A 14611-nucleotide genomic window follows, 5' to 3' on the forward strand; every position below is an offset into this window, starting at 1 on the left:
GAATTACAGGCTTACGTGCGGGTAGGCGGCTTCCCGCTTCTGGAACTCCAGCACATCCTTGTTCCGGACCACTCCGTCGCGGATCTCGATGGCCCGGGCGATGGTGTCGTTCTGCGCCCAGGCTTCCGGGCCGTCCATAACGGTGGCCAGGAACGGCAGCAGGGCCTGGCTGATCTCCCACGTGGCGGAGTTCCAGAGATACGACGGGCTGTGGTCCACCGCGTAGTAGTTGATGTGGTCACCGACGGTGAACATTGGCTCCGCGAACGTGGTGGACCTGGCCCAGCTGAACCCCATCCCTTCGTCGCAGGACACGTCGACGATCAGGCTCCCCGGGGCAAAGGCTGCGAGATCGTCGGTCTGTAAGTAGGTGAGGGGACTGTTGGGGTCCTGCAAGGTGCAGTTGACCACGATGTCACTCTCGGCAAGGAAGGGCGCCAATGGAACCCGGCCCCGCTCAGTGATGACCTGGCTCAGGAAGGGTGCTTCGTCGTCGTGATCAAACTGCACGATATTGACCGAATGGATGGGGGCGCCGACGGCGGCCACGCCACGGTTGGTCAGGACCTGGACATCGTGGATGCCGTGGGCATTCAGCGCGGTGACTGCCCCACGGGCGGTGGCGCCGAAACCGATCACCACAGCGCTGAGCCGCCGTCCGTAGTCGCCGGTGGAACCGGTCAGTGCCAGGGCGTGCAGCACTGAGCAGTACCCGGCCAGTTCGTTGTTCTTGTGGAAGACGTGGAGGCCGAAACCACCATCGCTGGCCCAGTGGTTCATGGCCTCGAAGGCGATCAGAGTCAGCTTTTTGTCTATGGCCAATTGGGTGATGGCACGGTCCTGGACACAGTGCGGCCAGCCCCAGAGGACCTGCCCGTCCCGCAGGTCGGCGAGATCCTCCGGCTGGGGCTTGGGCAGGAGTACGACGTCGGCCCTGTCCAGCAGTTCTTCCCGGCCCGCCATCCTGCCCACGAGGGTGGAAAGGTGCGCATCCGGGATGCCGAAACGCTCGCCGTAGCCTTGCTCAAGGACGATGTTCCGCCGTACTTCGGGCTCGATGCGCTCAAAATGCAGCGGATGGATGGGGAGCCGCCGCTCGGCAGGCTTTCGAGTGGAAGCCAGGACGCCCAGGGTCAGTTTATTTTCCGGGGTCACTTTTTCTTGGCGGCCTTGCCGGACGTGATGTCCAGGGAGCTGGCCGGCGCCGCAGCGGCCTTCTTGTCTGCGCGCTTTTCCTTGATGGACTTGCCGGACTTTTTGGATGCTGCTTGACGCGGGGATTTGTCAGCCATGTTTGCTCCTGTAGCGGAACCGAAGAGGTTCCTGACCTCTGACCATACACCCGGGTACCCAATGACTCTGGGGTTGTCCAGCAGGATCGGCGGCGCAGCGGCACAGGAAGTCCGTGCAGGAAGGTCCGGGCATGGCGGCCCGGGCGCAAAGTGGAGCGGCTGACGGGAATCGAACCCGCGTATCAAGCTTGGGAAGCTAGCGCTCTACCATTGAGCTACAGCCGCAGTGCCCCGTTTCTGGGGCAGAACATAGCTTAGCGCAGATGTGCCGGCGGGCCGTCCAAGCGGCGTGCAAACGGCGTGTGTCCGGTCACCGGGACGTCATCCAGTAACTCTTCAATAACGTCGACGGCGCTGGCTAGGTAGGCATACGGAGCGCTGGCTAACCTGATCCGGTAGTTGCGGTGCCGGGGGGTGCAGCTGCGCGGCAGGCCGACGTCAACCACGAAAGATCCCGATGGCATTCGCAGAGCATGAGGTCCTCATCCGGCGTGACGCCATGGCTGTGTACCTGTACCTGCTTGACGCCACCAATCTTCCGCTTTGGCGTGACGGCGTCCGCAGGGTCAAGCTGGTGGATGGATCCGAGGGAACAAAGGGTGCCGTCTACCGGCAGATGGTGGCAGGGCGGTCCGGCCTCAGCATCCCGGCCGACCTCGAAATCACCAGCGCCCGGCCCGGAGCCGAAATCCAGTTCCAGGTCACGTCGGGTCCTGCGATCCGGTCCGGCGGATATTACCTGAGCACCGAAACCGCGGGGACCAGGGTCCGGTTTGCCCTCGAAGCCCAGCCGGAAGGGCCGCTCGGATTCTTGAACAGGCTTGGCTTCCTGAGCAGTATGCTCCAGCGCAGCCTCTGCGCCGAGGTGGCCCAGCTGGAGCACCTCAAAGACGTCCTGGAACTCCAGCCGGCCATCTAGCCCGTCACTGCGCCAGCCGCTGCCCGGCCCAGGGGCCGGGAATGTTCGACGGCGAGGCGAGGCTTCCCGAGGTCAGGTCCCAGTACTGCACAACGTCGTTGGCCCGGCGCAGGGCAAGGCCTGTGGAGTTCAGCCCCGTGACGTCCTTGAGCGGCCGGATGCCTGTAACGTCGCCCCAGCCGGTGGCCACAGTGGGTCTGCTTTCGGCCCGCAGCGCGGTGGTGCCCCAACCCCGGTAAAGCTGGACCGAGCCGTCGGCACGGAGCGCCAGCACGTCCTGGAATCCGTCGGCGTCGTAATCCGCCATGGACAACTTCCGCGCGGCACCGATGCCGCCCACCAGGGTACGTTCGGAGAGGTCGCCCGTGCCCTTGTTCGGGTACAGGTACAGGTTCCCGGCGCCGTCGAGGGCAAGGATCTGGGGAAGCCTGTTGTTGGCGCACCAGCCGCCCACGGCAAGGGTCAGTGTGTCCCATCCTCCGCTCCCAAGGGTGACAAGGGCCTGGAAGCCTCCGGCAGCGATACCGCGGTGCAGGGTCAGCGTTCCGTTGGTCCATTGCGTCAGGAGATCGAAGGCGCCGTCACGGTCCCAGTCGGTAACGAAGACCTCCTTGGCGCCCGTGAAGCCGGATCCGATGACTTTGGCTGCGGCGAAAGTCCGGACGCCGGTGGCGGCGCGGGCAAGGAGCTGGCCGCCGGAATCAACCATCACCAGGTCACCCGGTCCCTTGATTGCCGCCGCGGAGAGGTCCAGTGTGGGCGGCATGTGCCGGGCTGGGGCATCACACATGCTGGGTGCGGGCGACGGGAAGGCGCCTCCGGATCCGGTGCCGCCGGACCCCGCGCCGCCGGGGGAATTGACGGTGCCTGCGGGAAGGGTGGTGTAACCGAAGAAGTTCACCACGCCCCAGATCTGGTAGGTGGAGTTGGTGTAGGAGATTCCGGCGCCCATCACGTTGAAGCGCGGGTCGAGCAGCATGGCGTTGTGGCCGGGCGACCCCTTCCACCATTCCACCAGCTGCGCCGCGTCCCGGTCCGTGCGGATGGCAATGACCTCGCCGGCGCCATTGTTGGGATTCAGGGCGCGGGGATCGGTCCAGAAGTTGGCGCGGTGCTCAATCACCTCGCGTGAGGCGATGCTGTCGGACCACTCCTGCGCCAGGCCCGCAACCGTGGGGTGGTACTTGACCGGGTTCAGGCCTTTGGACACCCTGTATTCGTTGATCCTGTTGAACACGGTGAGAATTGCCGCCGCATTGTTGTCCGGCACCAAGGCCTCGGGCGCGGGCATGGTTTGAGTAGACTCGGGCGCCGCAAGCCGGCTGGTTGAGGGAGACCCCAGTTCTTCATCCGGCGCCCAAAGCGGCGGAATCGAGGGCACCGCCGGCACAGGTTCGGGGGACGTTGTAGTGGGTGCTGCCAGTGCCTCGGTTCCGGCCGGCGCTGTGGGCGACTGCCCGGCAATGGGCTGCTCCGTAACTTGCTGCCCGGTGGGTTGCTGGCCGGTAACAGGCTGGACTGTAACAGGCTGGGCTGGGCCAGACTGCGGTGTCTGCACACCGGCCCCGGACGGGGAGGCCGGCCGGATATCAGGATCCACGGCCGGGGTGAGCCGGGCCAGGGCTGAATGGCCGCCCCGAACGGAGGCGCCGTCGTCGACCGTTGCCGGGCCCAAGATGACACCGTGCGAACCTGCAACGGACAACTGGCGTGCCGGCAGCGGTGCGGGAAGGCCTCCCGTAGAAGAGGAGACCAACGCTATGGAACAGAGCACGCCAATAAAAGCGGGCGCTACTAATTTATTCACAACATCCCCAGCTCTGTTGGGCCATCCGGGAGACCATCCGGCGCCTTAATCACTGAGGCAACATTAGCCCCAGCAGGTCACAGCAACAACGAAAGAATGCGGCTGTGGATAACCGATACGGTAATTTGGGACGGTGCTGATCTCTGACCGCGATATTCGTGCCGAAATTGACTCCGAGCGAATCGTTCTTGAACCGTACGATCCGGCGATGATCCAGCCGTCGTCCGTGGATGTGCGGATCGACAAGTTCTTCCGCCTGTTCGACAACCACAAGTACGCGCACATCGATCCCGCCGAAGAGCAGCCGGAACTGACCCGCCTGGTGGAAGTGGAACAAAACGAACCTTTCATCCTGCATCCCGGCGAGTTCGTCCTCGGCTCAACTTATGAGACCGTCACCCTGCCCGACGACATCGCCGCGCGCCTGGAAGGCAAGTCCTCGCTGGGGCGCCTTGGACTGCTGACGCACTCCACGGCGGGGTTCATCGACCCCGGCTTCTCGGGGCATGTCACCCTGGAACTCTCCAACATGGCCACACTGCCGATCAAGCTGTGGCCGGGCATGAAAATCGGCCAGCTCTGCTTCTTCCGCCTGACGTCGGCGGCTGCGTACCCCTATGGCCAGGGCGATTACGGCAACCGCTACCAGGGCCAGCGGGGACCCACAGCCAGCCGCAGCCACCTGAACTTCCACCGCACGGCAATCTAGTACCGAGGGCAACCTAGGCTTTCGCAGCCACCCTCACGGGCCGCAGCAAGGGCTTGACCAGCGGCTCCACGTAACGGGCGGCGAGCGGGCCAATGACGGCCATCAGCAGCACATAGGCAGTGGCCAGGGCTGCCAGCTCATCAGTGACAGCGCCGGAGGCCACCGCGAGTCCCGCAATTACGATGGAGAATTCACCGCGGGCTATGAGCGCGGCACCGGCGCGGACGCGCCCTGGGCGCGCAATGCCGGCACGCTTGGCAGCCCACACGCCTGTCACCATCTTGGTTGCTGCGGTGATGACGGCCAGCACCAGGGCCCAGCCGAGCACTGGCGGGATGGACGTGGGATCGGTGTTCAGGCCGAACGCCACAAAAAAGATGGCGGCAAACAGGTCCCGCAGCGGTTCCAGGATCCGCGTGGCGTTATGGGCCGTGGCGCCGGAAATGGCGATGCCGAGCATAAAAGCCCCCACTGCCGCGGACACCTGCATGGCCGATGCGATACCTGCCACCAGCAGGGCCGCGCCCAGGACGTTCAGGAGGAAGACCTCGGAGTTCTCGCTGTGCACTGCCTTGGACACCCGGTGTCCGTGCCGCAGCGCCACCATCAGCACCAGACTCACCACGGCCAGCGCGATGCCCACGGTGGTGAGGCCGCCCAGGAAACTCACCCCTGCCAGCGTGGCCGTGAGGATGGGCAGGTAGACGGCCATGGCGAGGTCTTCGAACACCAGGATGGACAGCACAACGGGTGTCTCGCGGTTACCGAGGCGGCCAAGGTCAGTGATGACCTTGGCCGCAATTCCCGATGAGGAGATGTAGGTGACGCCACCCATCACCATGGCCCCCACGCCGCCCCAGCCCAGGAACAGGGCCAGGGCGGCGCCCGGCAGGAAGTTCAGTACAAGGTCCAGCACACCGGCCTGCCAGGAGCGGCGCAGTCCGGTGAAAAGCTCGGCGGCTGTATATTCCAGCCCGAGCATAAGCAGCAGCAGGATCACGCCGATTTCCCCGGAGAGGTGCGCGAACTCCTTCATGCCTTCGAGCTTCACGATCCCGCCGGCCCCGAAGGCCAATCCGCCCAGCAGATAGAGCGGGATGGGCGACATTCCGATCCGTCCGGCCAGCCTGGCCAAAAGGCCGAGGCAAAACACAACGGCCCCCAGTTCAATGAGGGTCAGGGCCAACGGGTCCATGGCGTCTATCCGTTACGGAGGATATCGGCCGCCGAATCGAGGCCTTCCTGCGTGCCTACAGCAACAAGCAGATCACCCGTGTGGAGCACGACGTCGGGTCCCGGTGACGGGAGCACCTCACCTTCACGCATGATCGCCACGATGGAAACGCCGCAGCGGGTACGGATGCATGCTTTGCCCATGGGCTGGTTCTGGAACGGGGAGCCCGGCGCGATGGAAAACTGCCGGGTGACGATGCCGGGAACATCCTTGTGTTCTTCCGTCAGCTTCATGGCCAGGTGCTGCCCGCCGAGCAGGTTGCCCAGGGTTGCTGCTTCATCACCGGTCAACGGAATTGAGGCCTGGCAGGTGTCGGGATCATCCCAGGTGGAAACGATGAGTTCCGTCTGGCCTTCCCGCAGCTCCACAACGCCGATCCGGCGCCCTGAAGCCGTCATAAAATCCTTCCGCCGGCCGAGGCCCGGAAGGTCCGTCTCATCCACGTTCATGATTCCAGCCTAGTCTGACCGGGGCCGATGTGGTGCTGGCGCCGGCAAGTCCGCAGGAAACCCGTTCCAGCCCCCGCCGAGGGCAGGATTTGACGACAGGGGCATGGATTGTGGGGGCATCAGGTGGCTGGAACGACGGCGATTGCCGCCTTGTCCGGTGACTTCACCGGCAGCAGGACCAGGAGCCCGGCCAGGAGCACCACCATGATTCCCAGGATGCCCCAGCGCTGGGCTTCGCCCGGCGCCACCAGCGGCGTGGCCACGGTGATGCAGAGGGTGAAGAGGGCGGGTGCCAGGAAACTCACGGCCCGGCCGGTGGTGGCATAGAGCCCGAAGAGCTCACCGGACTCGCCGTGCGGAGCAAGTCGCGCCAGGTAGGCGCGGGACGAGGACTGCGCCGGGCCCACGAAGAGGCACAGGAAGAGCCCGAAGATCCAGAAGGTGGTGGACCCCCGCCATTGCATACCGAAGAAGGAATATTCACCGTTGCCCAGCATCAGGATGACGGTCCCGGCAATTAAGAGCCCTACCAGGGATCCCAGGATGACGGCCTTCGGCCCCACCTTGTCGTCCAGGAATCCGCCAATGATCGCTCCCACGGCGGCCACCACATTCCCGAAGATGGCGAAGAAGATCACCTGGGACAGCTCGAAACCGAAGGTGCCGGCGGCGATGATGCCACCGAATGTGAACACAGCTGCCAGCCCGTCCCGGAACACCGCGCTGGCCAGCAGGAAGTAGATGGTGTGCGGGCTGGTGGCGTAGATCGCCTTGATCCGCCGGATCAACAGCCCGTAGCTGGCCACGATCCCCAGCCGCTGGGCTTGCGGGGTTTTGGGCAGCTCCGGAACCGCGAACAGGACGGGCAGGGCGAAGACAAAGAACCAAAGGGCGGAGAACACTGCGACAAGCCGGATGTTCAGGCTGTCCCGGGTGGAGGCCCCGAACCATTCGAAGCTCGGCTGGACAAACAGCTGCAGGACGATCAGGAGCGCCACGATCCCGCCCAGGTAGCCGGCTCCCCAGCCCAGCCCGCTGACCTTGCCGATGTTCCGGGGAGTGGAGATCTGGGCCAGCATGGCGTTGTAATTCACGCCTGCGAACTCGAAGAACACGTTGCTCAGGGCGATAAGCGTCACCCCCAGCAGGAGGAACTCGGGCCGGGGGAACACAAAGAAACACAGGGCAGTGAGGATGGCCACGGCAGCCGTGTTGACTCCCAGCCACAGCTTGCGGCGGCCACCCGCATCCGAACGCTGACCGGTGACCGGAGCCAGCAGCGCAATCGCAAAACCGGCAATGGCAAGCGCACCACCAAGGACGGCCGAGGCCTGGTCTTCACCGCCAAACGCCTTCGAGGTCAGGTACACAGTGAAAACGAACGTGGTCATCACAGCGTTGAAAGCCGCCGAACCCCAGTCCCAGGAGGCCCAGGCCAGGATGCGGGCCTTGCTGGTGGCCTTGTTCCCCGATGCAAGCTCGGAGAAGGGCTGCGTTGCCCCGGGAGCGCTGGCGCTGTTCATACGATGCATCGTATCCGCCCGTGGCGAACAGACGGCGGAGCTGTGGCCGTGAAACCGGGAAAAGTGGCCGGAGCATACAGCAGTGGCGGCGGAATGGGTACCGAAGCCTTGATAAACTGGCCCCTCCCGAACCTAACGTATGAACCGCCTGCTCCAACTTTTGACAATCGAATCCCTGACGAACGCGGAGATACCAGTGATAACAGTCCTTGCCGTGCACTTTACGGTGGCTGTGCTGGCGCCGTTCCTCTTCAGGGCATGGGGCCGCAACGCGTTCTACATCCTGGCCGCTGTTCCCGCGGCATCCTTTGCCTGGCTCCTGTTCCAGCACGCTTCCGTTTATGGGGCCGAGGGAGCGGTGTCCGAGGTTGTGCCGTGGATCCCGGGCCTCCAGCTTGAGTTTGCCTTCCGGATGGACGCCCTTGCCTGGGTGATGTCCCTCCTGGTGCTGGGCGTAGGCTCGCTGGTCCTGATGTACTGCGCACGGTACTTCAAGGAAAAGGACCAGGACCTGGGCGGCTTTGGGGCCCAGCTCCTGGCTTTCGCCGGCGCCATGTTCGGCCTGGTGGTGGCGGACGATCTGCTGCTGCTCTTTATCTTCTGGGAACTCACCACCATCCTGTCCTACCTCCTGATCGGGTTCGCCCGCACCAGGCTGGCGGCGCGGCGGTCGGCGCTGCAGGCGCTGATGGTCACCACCGCGGGCGGCCTTGCCATGCTGGTGGGCCTCATCATGCTGGGACAGGCTGCCGGCTCCTACCGGATCTCGGCCATCCTCGGGCAGGCCCCGGACCTGGTGAACGGGACCTCGGCGGCAATGGTGAGTGCCGCCGTCGTCCTTATCCTGGTGGGTGCCATCACCAAGTCCGCGCTGGTGCCCTTCCACTTCTGGCTTCCCGGCGCCATGGCGGCCCCCACGCCCGTCAGCGCCTACCTGCACGCCGCCGCGATGGTGAAAGCGGGCATCTACCTCGTGGCACGGCTGGCCCCGGGCTTCGCCGAAACGTCCTTCTGGCAGCCGGTGGTGCTGGGCCTCGGACTGGCGACGATGCTGGTGGGCGGCTACCGGGCGTTGCGCCAGACCGATATCAAGCTCATCCTCGCCTACGGCACGGTCAGCCAGCTCGGTTTCCTCACCATGGTGGTGGGGCTCGGCACCCCGGACGCGGCCCTGGCGGGCCTTGCGATGCTGCTGGCCCATGGCCTGTTCAAAGCCACCCTGTTCCTGGTGGTGGGCATCATCGACCACCAATCGGGCACCCGCGACGTCACCAAGCTCTCCGGGGTTTTCCGGTCCTCGCGGGCACTGGGCATCGTGGCCGCCATCGGTGCCGCCTCCATGGCCGGTGTTCCGCTCCTGGGCGGCTTTGTGGCCAAGGAATCCGTGCTGGAGGCCTTCGTTCACCACGCCGGTGACCCCGACGCCGGCGCTTGGGGCGTGGTGGTCCTGGCCGGGCTGGTTCTTGGATCCGTCCTGACCTTCGCGTACAGCGCCCGCTTTATGTGGGGCGCCTTCGCTACGAAGAAGGGCGTGGAACCCACGCCTTTCAAGGCCATCAGCCCTTCATTCCTGGCAGCGCCCGCCATCCTCAGCCTCCTGACCATCGCGTACGGCCTCTGGCCGGTGCCCGTTGATGCGTGGATCCAGCCGTACGCTGGGCTGTTCGCGTCCACCGCGGCCGACGCCGGCACCCCGGCAGAGCAGGCCGGCCACCTCGCGCTGTGGCATGGCTTCACGCCGGCACTGGGACTGACGGCCCTCACCTTCGCGCTGGGCCTGGCCATGTACTTCGGCCGCAATGCCGTCGCACGGGCGCAGTCGCTGGTGCCGCCATGGGTGGACGCGGACAAGGCCTACCAGCTCACGATCGGTGCGCTGGATGACGTAGCGGTGTGGATCACCGGCCGCACCCAGCGCGGTTCGCTGTACTACTACCTGGCAGTCATCCTCAGCGTCGCCTTTGTGCTGCCGCTCTCGGCCATCCTGCTGGCGGGCAAGCCCCTGCCGGAAGGGATCTACCTGATTGATCCAGGCTCCCCGCTCCAGCTGGTGGTGGCTGCGGGCATCGTGATTGGTGCCCTGGCCGCTGTTAAAGCGAACAAACGGTTCCTGGCAGTGCTCATGGTTTCGGTCACGGGCTACGGCATCGCCCTGATGTTTGCGCTGCAGGGCGCCCCGGACCTGGCCCTGACCCAAATGCTGGTGGAGACCATCATCCTGGTGGCCTTTGTCCTGGCGATGCGCAGCCTGCCCCCGGAGCTGCGCGACCGCACCGGCGGCAAGTACCGCGTGGTGCGCGTGATTATCGGCCTGGGTTTCGGCGTCACCATGGTCTTCGCCGGGATCCAGGCCATGGGCGCAAGGATCGCGACGCCGGTGTCGCTGGAGTTCCCGCGCCTCGCCTATGAGGGCGGCGGCGGACTGAACATCGTCAACGTGACGCTGGTGGACATCCGCGCCTGGGACACCTTCGGCGAAATCAGTGTCCTGGCACTGGCAGCCACTGGCGTGGCCAGCCTGATCTTCGTCCGCGGCCGCGGCGACCGGATCAAAAACTCGGCCACCGTCGCCGAGGGCACCGTGGGCCGGCTCAGGGGAATCGACCCCGGCACCCGGGACGCCGCAGCTCTGGCTGTCAGCCGGAAGTTCGCCGCCTCGGCCCGGGACGCCTGGATCGTGGCGGGCCGCACCCTGGCCCCGGAACGCCGCTCCATCATCTTCGAAGTGGTCACCAGGCTGGTCTTCCACTCCATGATCATCTTCTCGCTTTACCTCCTGCTCGCCGGCCACAACCTGCCCGGCGGCGGTTTCGCGGGCGGCCTGACCGCAGGCCTCGCCCTGACCATCCGCTACCTCGCCGGCGGGCGCTTCGAACTCCGTGAAGCCACCCCCGTCAGCGCCGGTGCGCTGCTGGGGATCGGGCTGGCACTGGCCGCTGCCTCCGGTGTGGTGCCGCTGCTTCTGGGCGGCCAGGTGTTCCAGACCGCCATTATCGAACTTTGGCTGCCGGTGTTCGGCGACATCAAGTTCGTCACCTCCACCATCTTCGACATCGGCGTGTACATCGTGGTGGTGGGCCTGGTGCTGGACGTCCTGCGGAGCCTTGGAGCCGAGATCGACGAGCATTTCGAACAGCGCCACGCCGATCCCGCCAGCGACATGGCCGACGACGAGCAGGACTTCGCTGCGGACGCTTCCGTACCGATCGTTCCCGCCAATGGCATGGCCGACGACGGCCTGGACTTTACCGGCGCCGTATCCGCTTTGGACGACGCCCGCGCCTATGGCCGGCAGCCCGAAGGCCTCCCCGCCGAAACCACCTCGAGGGGCCAAGCATGAGCGTAAACCTGACCCTCCTGATCGTGATGGGTGCGCTGTACGCCTGCGGGATCTACCTGATCCTGGAACGCAGCCTGACACGCGTGCTGCTGGGGCTGATGCTCCTGGCCAACGCCACCAACCTGCTGATCCTGGCCACCGGCGGCTACGCCGGCGTCGCACCCTTTTATGCAAAGGAAACGGCGCCGGAGGATTACAACGATCCCCTGCCGCAGGCGCTGATCCTGACGTCCATCGTCATCTCGTTTGCCGTGACGGCCTTTATGCTCGGCATCATCTACCGCACCTGGGTCCTGGCGCGCCAGGATGACATCCAGGACGACGTGGAAGACCGTCGGGTGGCGGAGACGCCCAGCTTCGACGCCGAGGACGACGCCGAGATCCCCGCCGAAACGTCCGAGTTCCCGGTGGCCACGGTCATGGCAGGCGGCCGCGAGATGCCCGCCGAACACGCAGCCGCAGAAGAAAAACCCGGCTCCACGAATGTGGCCCTTGGCCCGGAAGGAGGCGGAAAGTGAACATCGCAAGCTTTGCCCCGCTCGCCGTCGTACTTCCCATCCTGGGCGCCGCCCTGACCTTCCTGCTGATCCGGCACTCACGCGCCCAGCGCGCCGTCAGCATAGGCCTGCTGTCCCTCACCCTGCTGCTCGAGTGCCTGCTGCTGGCCTCGGTGTGGGACGGCGGCACGGCCGCGGTAACCATCGGCGGCTGGCTGCCGCCGTGGGGCATCGTGATGGTGGTGGACCAGTTCTCCTCGCTGATGCTGGTGGTTTCCTCGGCAGTGAGCCTCGCCGTGCTGGTTTACGCCACCGGGCAGGGCATGGCCGACGGCGATCACGACGCACCGGTCTCGATCTTCCACCCCACGTACCTGATCCTGGTGGCCGGCGTTTCCAACGCGTTCCTCTCGGGAGACCTGTTCAACCTGTACGTGGGCTTTGAGATCCTGCTGACGGCAAGTTATGTGCTGATGACGCTGGGCGGGACCGGGCCGCGCATCCGGGCCGGTGTAACCTACGTGGTGGTGTCCGTAGTGTCCTCGGTGCTGTTCCTGATCTCCATTGCCATGGTTTATGGGGCTACCGGAACGGTCAACATGGCGGATCTCGCCATCAAACTCGGCGAGCTGGACCAGGGCACCAAAACCCTCCTGCACGTCATGCTGCTGGTGGCGTTCGGCATCAAGGCGGCTGTGTTCCCGCTGTCCTTCTGGCTGCCCGACTCCTACCCCACGGCGCCGGCTCCGGTCACCGCCGTGTTCGCGGGCCTGCTGACCAAAGTGGGTGTCTACGCAATGGTGCGCACGGAGACCCTGCTCTTCCCGGGGGACACGCTCAACACACCCCTGATGGTGGCCGCGCTGCTGACCATGGTGGTGGGAATCCTGGGTGCGCTGGCGCAGAACGACATCAAACGTCTGCTCTCGTTCACGCTGGTCAGCCACATCGGCTACATGGTGTTCGGCCTGGCCATGTCCTCCACCGCCGGATTGGGAGCGGCCGTCTTCTACGTGGCCCACCACATCACCATCCAGACCAGCCTGTTCCTGGTGACCGGCCTGATCGAACGCCGCGGCGGCAGCTCGTCCGTGGACCGCCTGGGCGGCCTGGCCAAACTGTCGCCCCTGCTGGCGCTGCTCTTCTTTGTCCCCGCCATGAATTTGGCCGGCATCCCGCCGTTCTCCGGGTTCCTCGGAAAAGTGGGTCTGATGCAGGCGGGCATCGAGTTGGGCACACCGCTCGCCTATGCCCTGGTCATCGGCGGCGTGGTTACCAGCCTCCTGACATTGCTTGCCATCGCCAGGGTGTGGAACCGCGCCTTCTGGCGCAAGCCCACTGACGCCGAGCACCCGGACCCCGTTCTCCTGGCGGCGCCAGGGGTGAGGGTGGCCGGCCCGGGCGCCAAGCTGAACACCGTAACGCTCCTCCCCCGCACCATGGTGGGTTCCACGCTGGGACTGGTGGTTCTCGGCGTCGCACTCACGGTCTTCGCGGGCCCGCTGTTTACGGTTTCGGACCAGGCGGCACACGACATGCTCAACAGGTCTTCCTACATCCAGGCAGTCCTGGGCGAGGACACCGTAGTGCCTATGATCCTGACGGCGGGAGGAGGAAAATGAGCCGCCGCCGTATTTCGCTGCGCCAGGAACTGCCGCTCCTGGTCTGGCTGGTGATCGTCTGGGGCGCCCTATGGCAGGATTTCAGCCCCGGAAACCTCCTGTTCGGCGCCCTGCTGGCCGTGGCAGTGGCCAGGCTGTTCTACCTTCCGCCGGTTGAGCTGAGCGGCCGCTTCAACATCCTGCACGCCGTTCCCTTCGCGCTGATGTTTCTGGCAAAGGTGGTGGTTGCCAGTGCCCAGGTCCTGTACCTGGCGGTGATGCGCGGGCCCCAGGTCAAGAACGCGTTGGTGGCGGTGACGCTGAGAAGCCACCAGGATCTGTTGGTTACCGCCACCGGCCACGTCATATCGCTGATTCCGGGCTCGCTGGTGGTGGAGGTGGACCGGTCAACCTCCACCTTGTACCTGCACGCCCTGAACATCAGCTCAGTTGAGGACGTAGAGAATTTCCGCCAGGAGGTCAGGTCCATCGAAGCCGGGCTGATCCGGATCATGGGCAGCCGGGAAGAACTTGAAACCGTGCGGTCGGAGGCAGCCGCATGATGCAGACCGTCCTGGTCCTTACGGCCGTCATCTTCTCGCTCGCCGCCGGTGGCGCGATCATCAGGATCGCCCGCGGCCCGTCGCTGCTGGACCGGGTGCTCGCGGCGGACGTCCTGCTCGCCATCCTGGGCGGGGCCCTGTGCGTTGACATGGCCGTGAACCGGCACCTGAACAACCTGATGCTGGTGGTGTCCATCTCCATCATCGGGTTCATCGGATCCGTGACCGTTGCCCGGTTCGTGGCAGACCGAAGGGAGCAGCCGAATGAGTCCTGATGCTAATGGCCTGGATTTCTGGATCGACCTGTTGTCCGCCGTGTTTATGGTGGCCGGTGCCGTTCTGTCGCTGGGAGCGGCGATCGGCCTGCTCCGGTTCCCGGACCTGCTCAGCCGCATGCACGCCGCCACCAAGCCGCAGGTCCTGGGCCTGTTCCTGCTGCTGGCCGCGATCGGGCTGCAGATGCGCTCCTGGTGGGTGTGGCCGGTACTGGTGGTGGCCTGGATCTTCCAGCTGCTGACCGTGCCGGTATCCGCCCACATGGTGGGCCGGGCCGGCTACCGCACTAAGCACCTGCATCGCGAACTGCTGACGGCGGATGAACTGGAGGCCGTAGTGCAGAAAGCCGCCGCCAAAACCGCCCGCGAGGACGGTTCCGGCGACGGCCAGGTGAGGTAAGA

Annotated in this window: 15 protein-coding genes and 1 tRNA gene; 8 read left to right on the forward strand and 8 right to left on the reverse strand. The window is 65.3% G+C overall.

Annotated features, from left to right (window positions below; translation table 11 throughout):
- Positions 1-3: 3 nt before the first annotated feature.
- The 4 genes from QF038_RS00415 to QF038_RS00430 form a co-directional block, all read right to left on the reverse strand.
- Positions 4-1155, reverse strand: a complete 1152-nt coding sequence (locus tag QF038_RS00415) for a N(5)-(carboxyethyl)ornithine synthase (protein WP_307607655.1) — start codon at positions 1153-1155, stop codon at positions 4-6.
- On the reverse strand, positions 1152-1292 hold the full coding sequence (locus tag QF038_RS00420) for a hypothetical protein (RefSeq protein ID WP_307607658.1): 141 nt from the start codon (positions 1290-1292) through the stop codon (positions 1152-1154). Before QF038_RS00420 ends, QF038_RS00415 begins: the two co-directional genes overlap by 4 nt.
- 151 nt (positions 1293-1443) lie before the next feature.
- Positions 1444-1517 (reverse strand) — tRNA-Gly (locus tag QF038_RS00425).
- A 29-nt stretch (positions 1518-1546) separates the two neighbouring features.
- On the reverse strand, positions 1547-1756 hold the full coding sequence (locus QF038_RS00430) for a hypothetical protein (RefSeq protein ID WP_307607660.1): 210 nt from the start codon (positions 1754-1756) through the stop codon (positions 1547-1549).
- On the opposite strand from QF038_RS00430, the gene QF038_RS00435 reads away from it, so the two are divergent.
- Positions 1750-2211: an SRPBCC family protein gene (locus QF038_RS00435; RefSeq protein WP_307607662.1), complete on the forward strand. Its 462-nt coding sequence runs from the start codon at positions 1750-1752 to the stop codon at positions 2209-2211. The genes QF038_RS00430 and QF038_RS00435 overlap by 7 nt on opposite strands.
- Positions 2212-2215: 4 nt before the next feature.
- On the opposite strand, the gene QF038_RS00440 is transcribed toward QF038_RS00435, so the two are convergent.
- The gene (locus QF038_RS00440; protein WP_307607664.1) at positions 2216-3886 is read right to left on the reverse strand and encodes a CAP domain-containing protein; all 1671 of its coding nucleotides are present in this window, start codon (positions 3884-3886) and stop codon (positions 2216-2218) included.
- Between the two features lie 265 nt (positions 3887-4151).
- Here QF038_RS00440 and dcd point away from each other — a divergent pair, with 265 nt between their 5' ends.
- Positions 4152-4727, forward strand: coding sequence for a dCTP deaminase (gene dcd, locus QF038_RS00445; protein WP_307607667.1), 576 nt, complete (start codon positions 4152-4154; stop codon positions 4725-4727).
- Between the two features lie 13 nt (positions 4728-4740).
- On the opposite strand, the gene QF038_RS00450 is transcribed toward dcd, so the two are convergent.
- From QF038_RS00450 to QF038_RS00460, 3 genes are all read right to left on the reverse strand, one after another.
- Positions 4741-5922 carry a cation:proton antiporter gene (locus QF038_RS00450; protein ID WP_307607669.1) on the reverse strand — a complete coding sequence of 394 codons (1182 nt, stop codon included), beginning with the start codon at positions 5920-5922 and terminating at the stop codon, positions 4741-4743.
- 5 nt (positions 5923-5927) lie between these two features.
- Positions 5928-6410 carry a cation:proton antiporter regulatory subunit gene (locus tag QF038_RS00455; protein ID WP_091421830.1) on the reverse strand — a complete coding sequence of 161 codons (483 nt, stop codon included), beginning with the start codon at positions 6408-6410 and terminating at the stop codon, positions 5928-5930.
- A gap of 119 nt (positions 6411-6529) precedes the next feature.
- Positions 6530-7933 carry an MFS transporter gene (locus QF038_RS00460; protein WP_307607671.1) on the reverse strand — a complete coding sequence of 468 codons (1404 nt, stop codon included), beginning with the start codon at positions 7931-7933 and terminating at the stop codon, positions 6530-6532.
- Positions 7934-8129: 196 nt separating this feature from the next.
- Here QF038_RS00460 and QF038_RS00465 point away from each other — a divergent pair, with 196 nt between their 5' ends.
- From QF038_RS00465 to mnhG, 6 genes are read left to right on the forward strand one after another with little or no spacing between them, the layout of a single operon-like run.
- Complete coding sequence (locus QF038_RS00465; RefSeq protein ID WP_307607673.1) at positions 8130-11273, forward strand: Na+/H+ antiporter subunit A; 3144 nt, start codon at positions 8130-8132, stop codon at positions 11271-11273.
- Positions 11270-11791 (forward strand): Na(+)/H(+) antiporter subunit C, encoded by a 522-nt coding sequence (locus QF038_RS00470; protein WP_307607675.1) that lies wholly within the window; start codon positions 11270-11272, stop codon positions 11789-11791. The genes QF038_RS00465 and QF038_RS00470 overlap by 4 nt, the downstream gene beginning before the upstream one ends.
- The gene (locus QF038_RS00475; RefSeq protein ID WP_307607677.1) at positions 11788-13392 is read left to right on the forward strand and encodes a Na+/H+ antiporter subunit D; all 1605 of its coding nucleotides are present in this window, start codon (positions 11788-11790) and stop codon (positions 13390-13392) included. The genes QF038_RS00470 and QF038_RS00475 overlap by 4 nt, the downstream gene beginning before the upstream one ends.
- Entirely contained in the window at positions 13389-13934 is a 546-nt protein-coding gene (locus QF038_RS00480) for a Na+/H+ antiporter subunit E (RefSeq protein ID WP_307607679.1), read from the forward strand. The genes QF038_RS00475 and QF038_RS00480 overlap by 4 nt, the downstream gene beginning before the upstream one ends.
- Positions 13931-14209 carry a monovalent cation/H+ antiporter complex subunit F gene (locus QF038_RS00485; protein WP_307607681.1) on the forward strand — a complete coding sequence of 93 codons (279 nt, stop codon included), beginning with the start codon at positions 13931-13933 and terminating at the stop codon, positions 14207-14209. The genes QF038_RS00480 and QF038_RS00485 overlap by 4 nt, the downstream gene beginning before the upstream one ends.
- Positions 14199-14609, forward strand: a complete 411-nt coding sequence (gene mnhG, locus QF038_RS00490; protein WP_307607683.1) for a monovalent cation/H(+) antiporter subunit G — start codon at positions 14199-14201, stop codon at positions 14607-14609. The genes QF038_RS00485 and mnhG overlap by 11 nt, the downstream gene beginning before the upstream one ends.
- Positions 14610-14611: the final 2 nt, after the last annotated feature.

The organism is Pseudarthrobacter sp. W1I19 (assembly GCF_030817835.1).
Classification (GTDB): Bacteria; Actinomycetota; Actinomycetes; order Actinomycetales; family Micrococcaceae; genus Arthrobacter.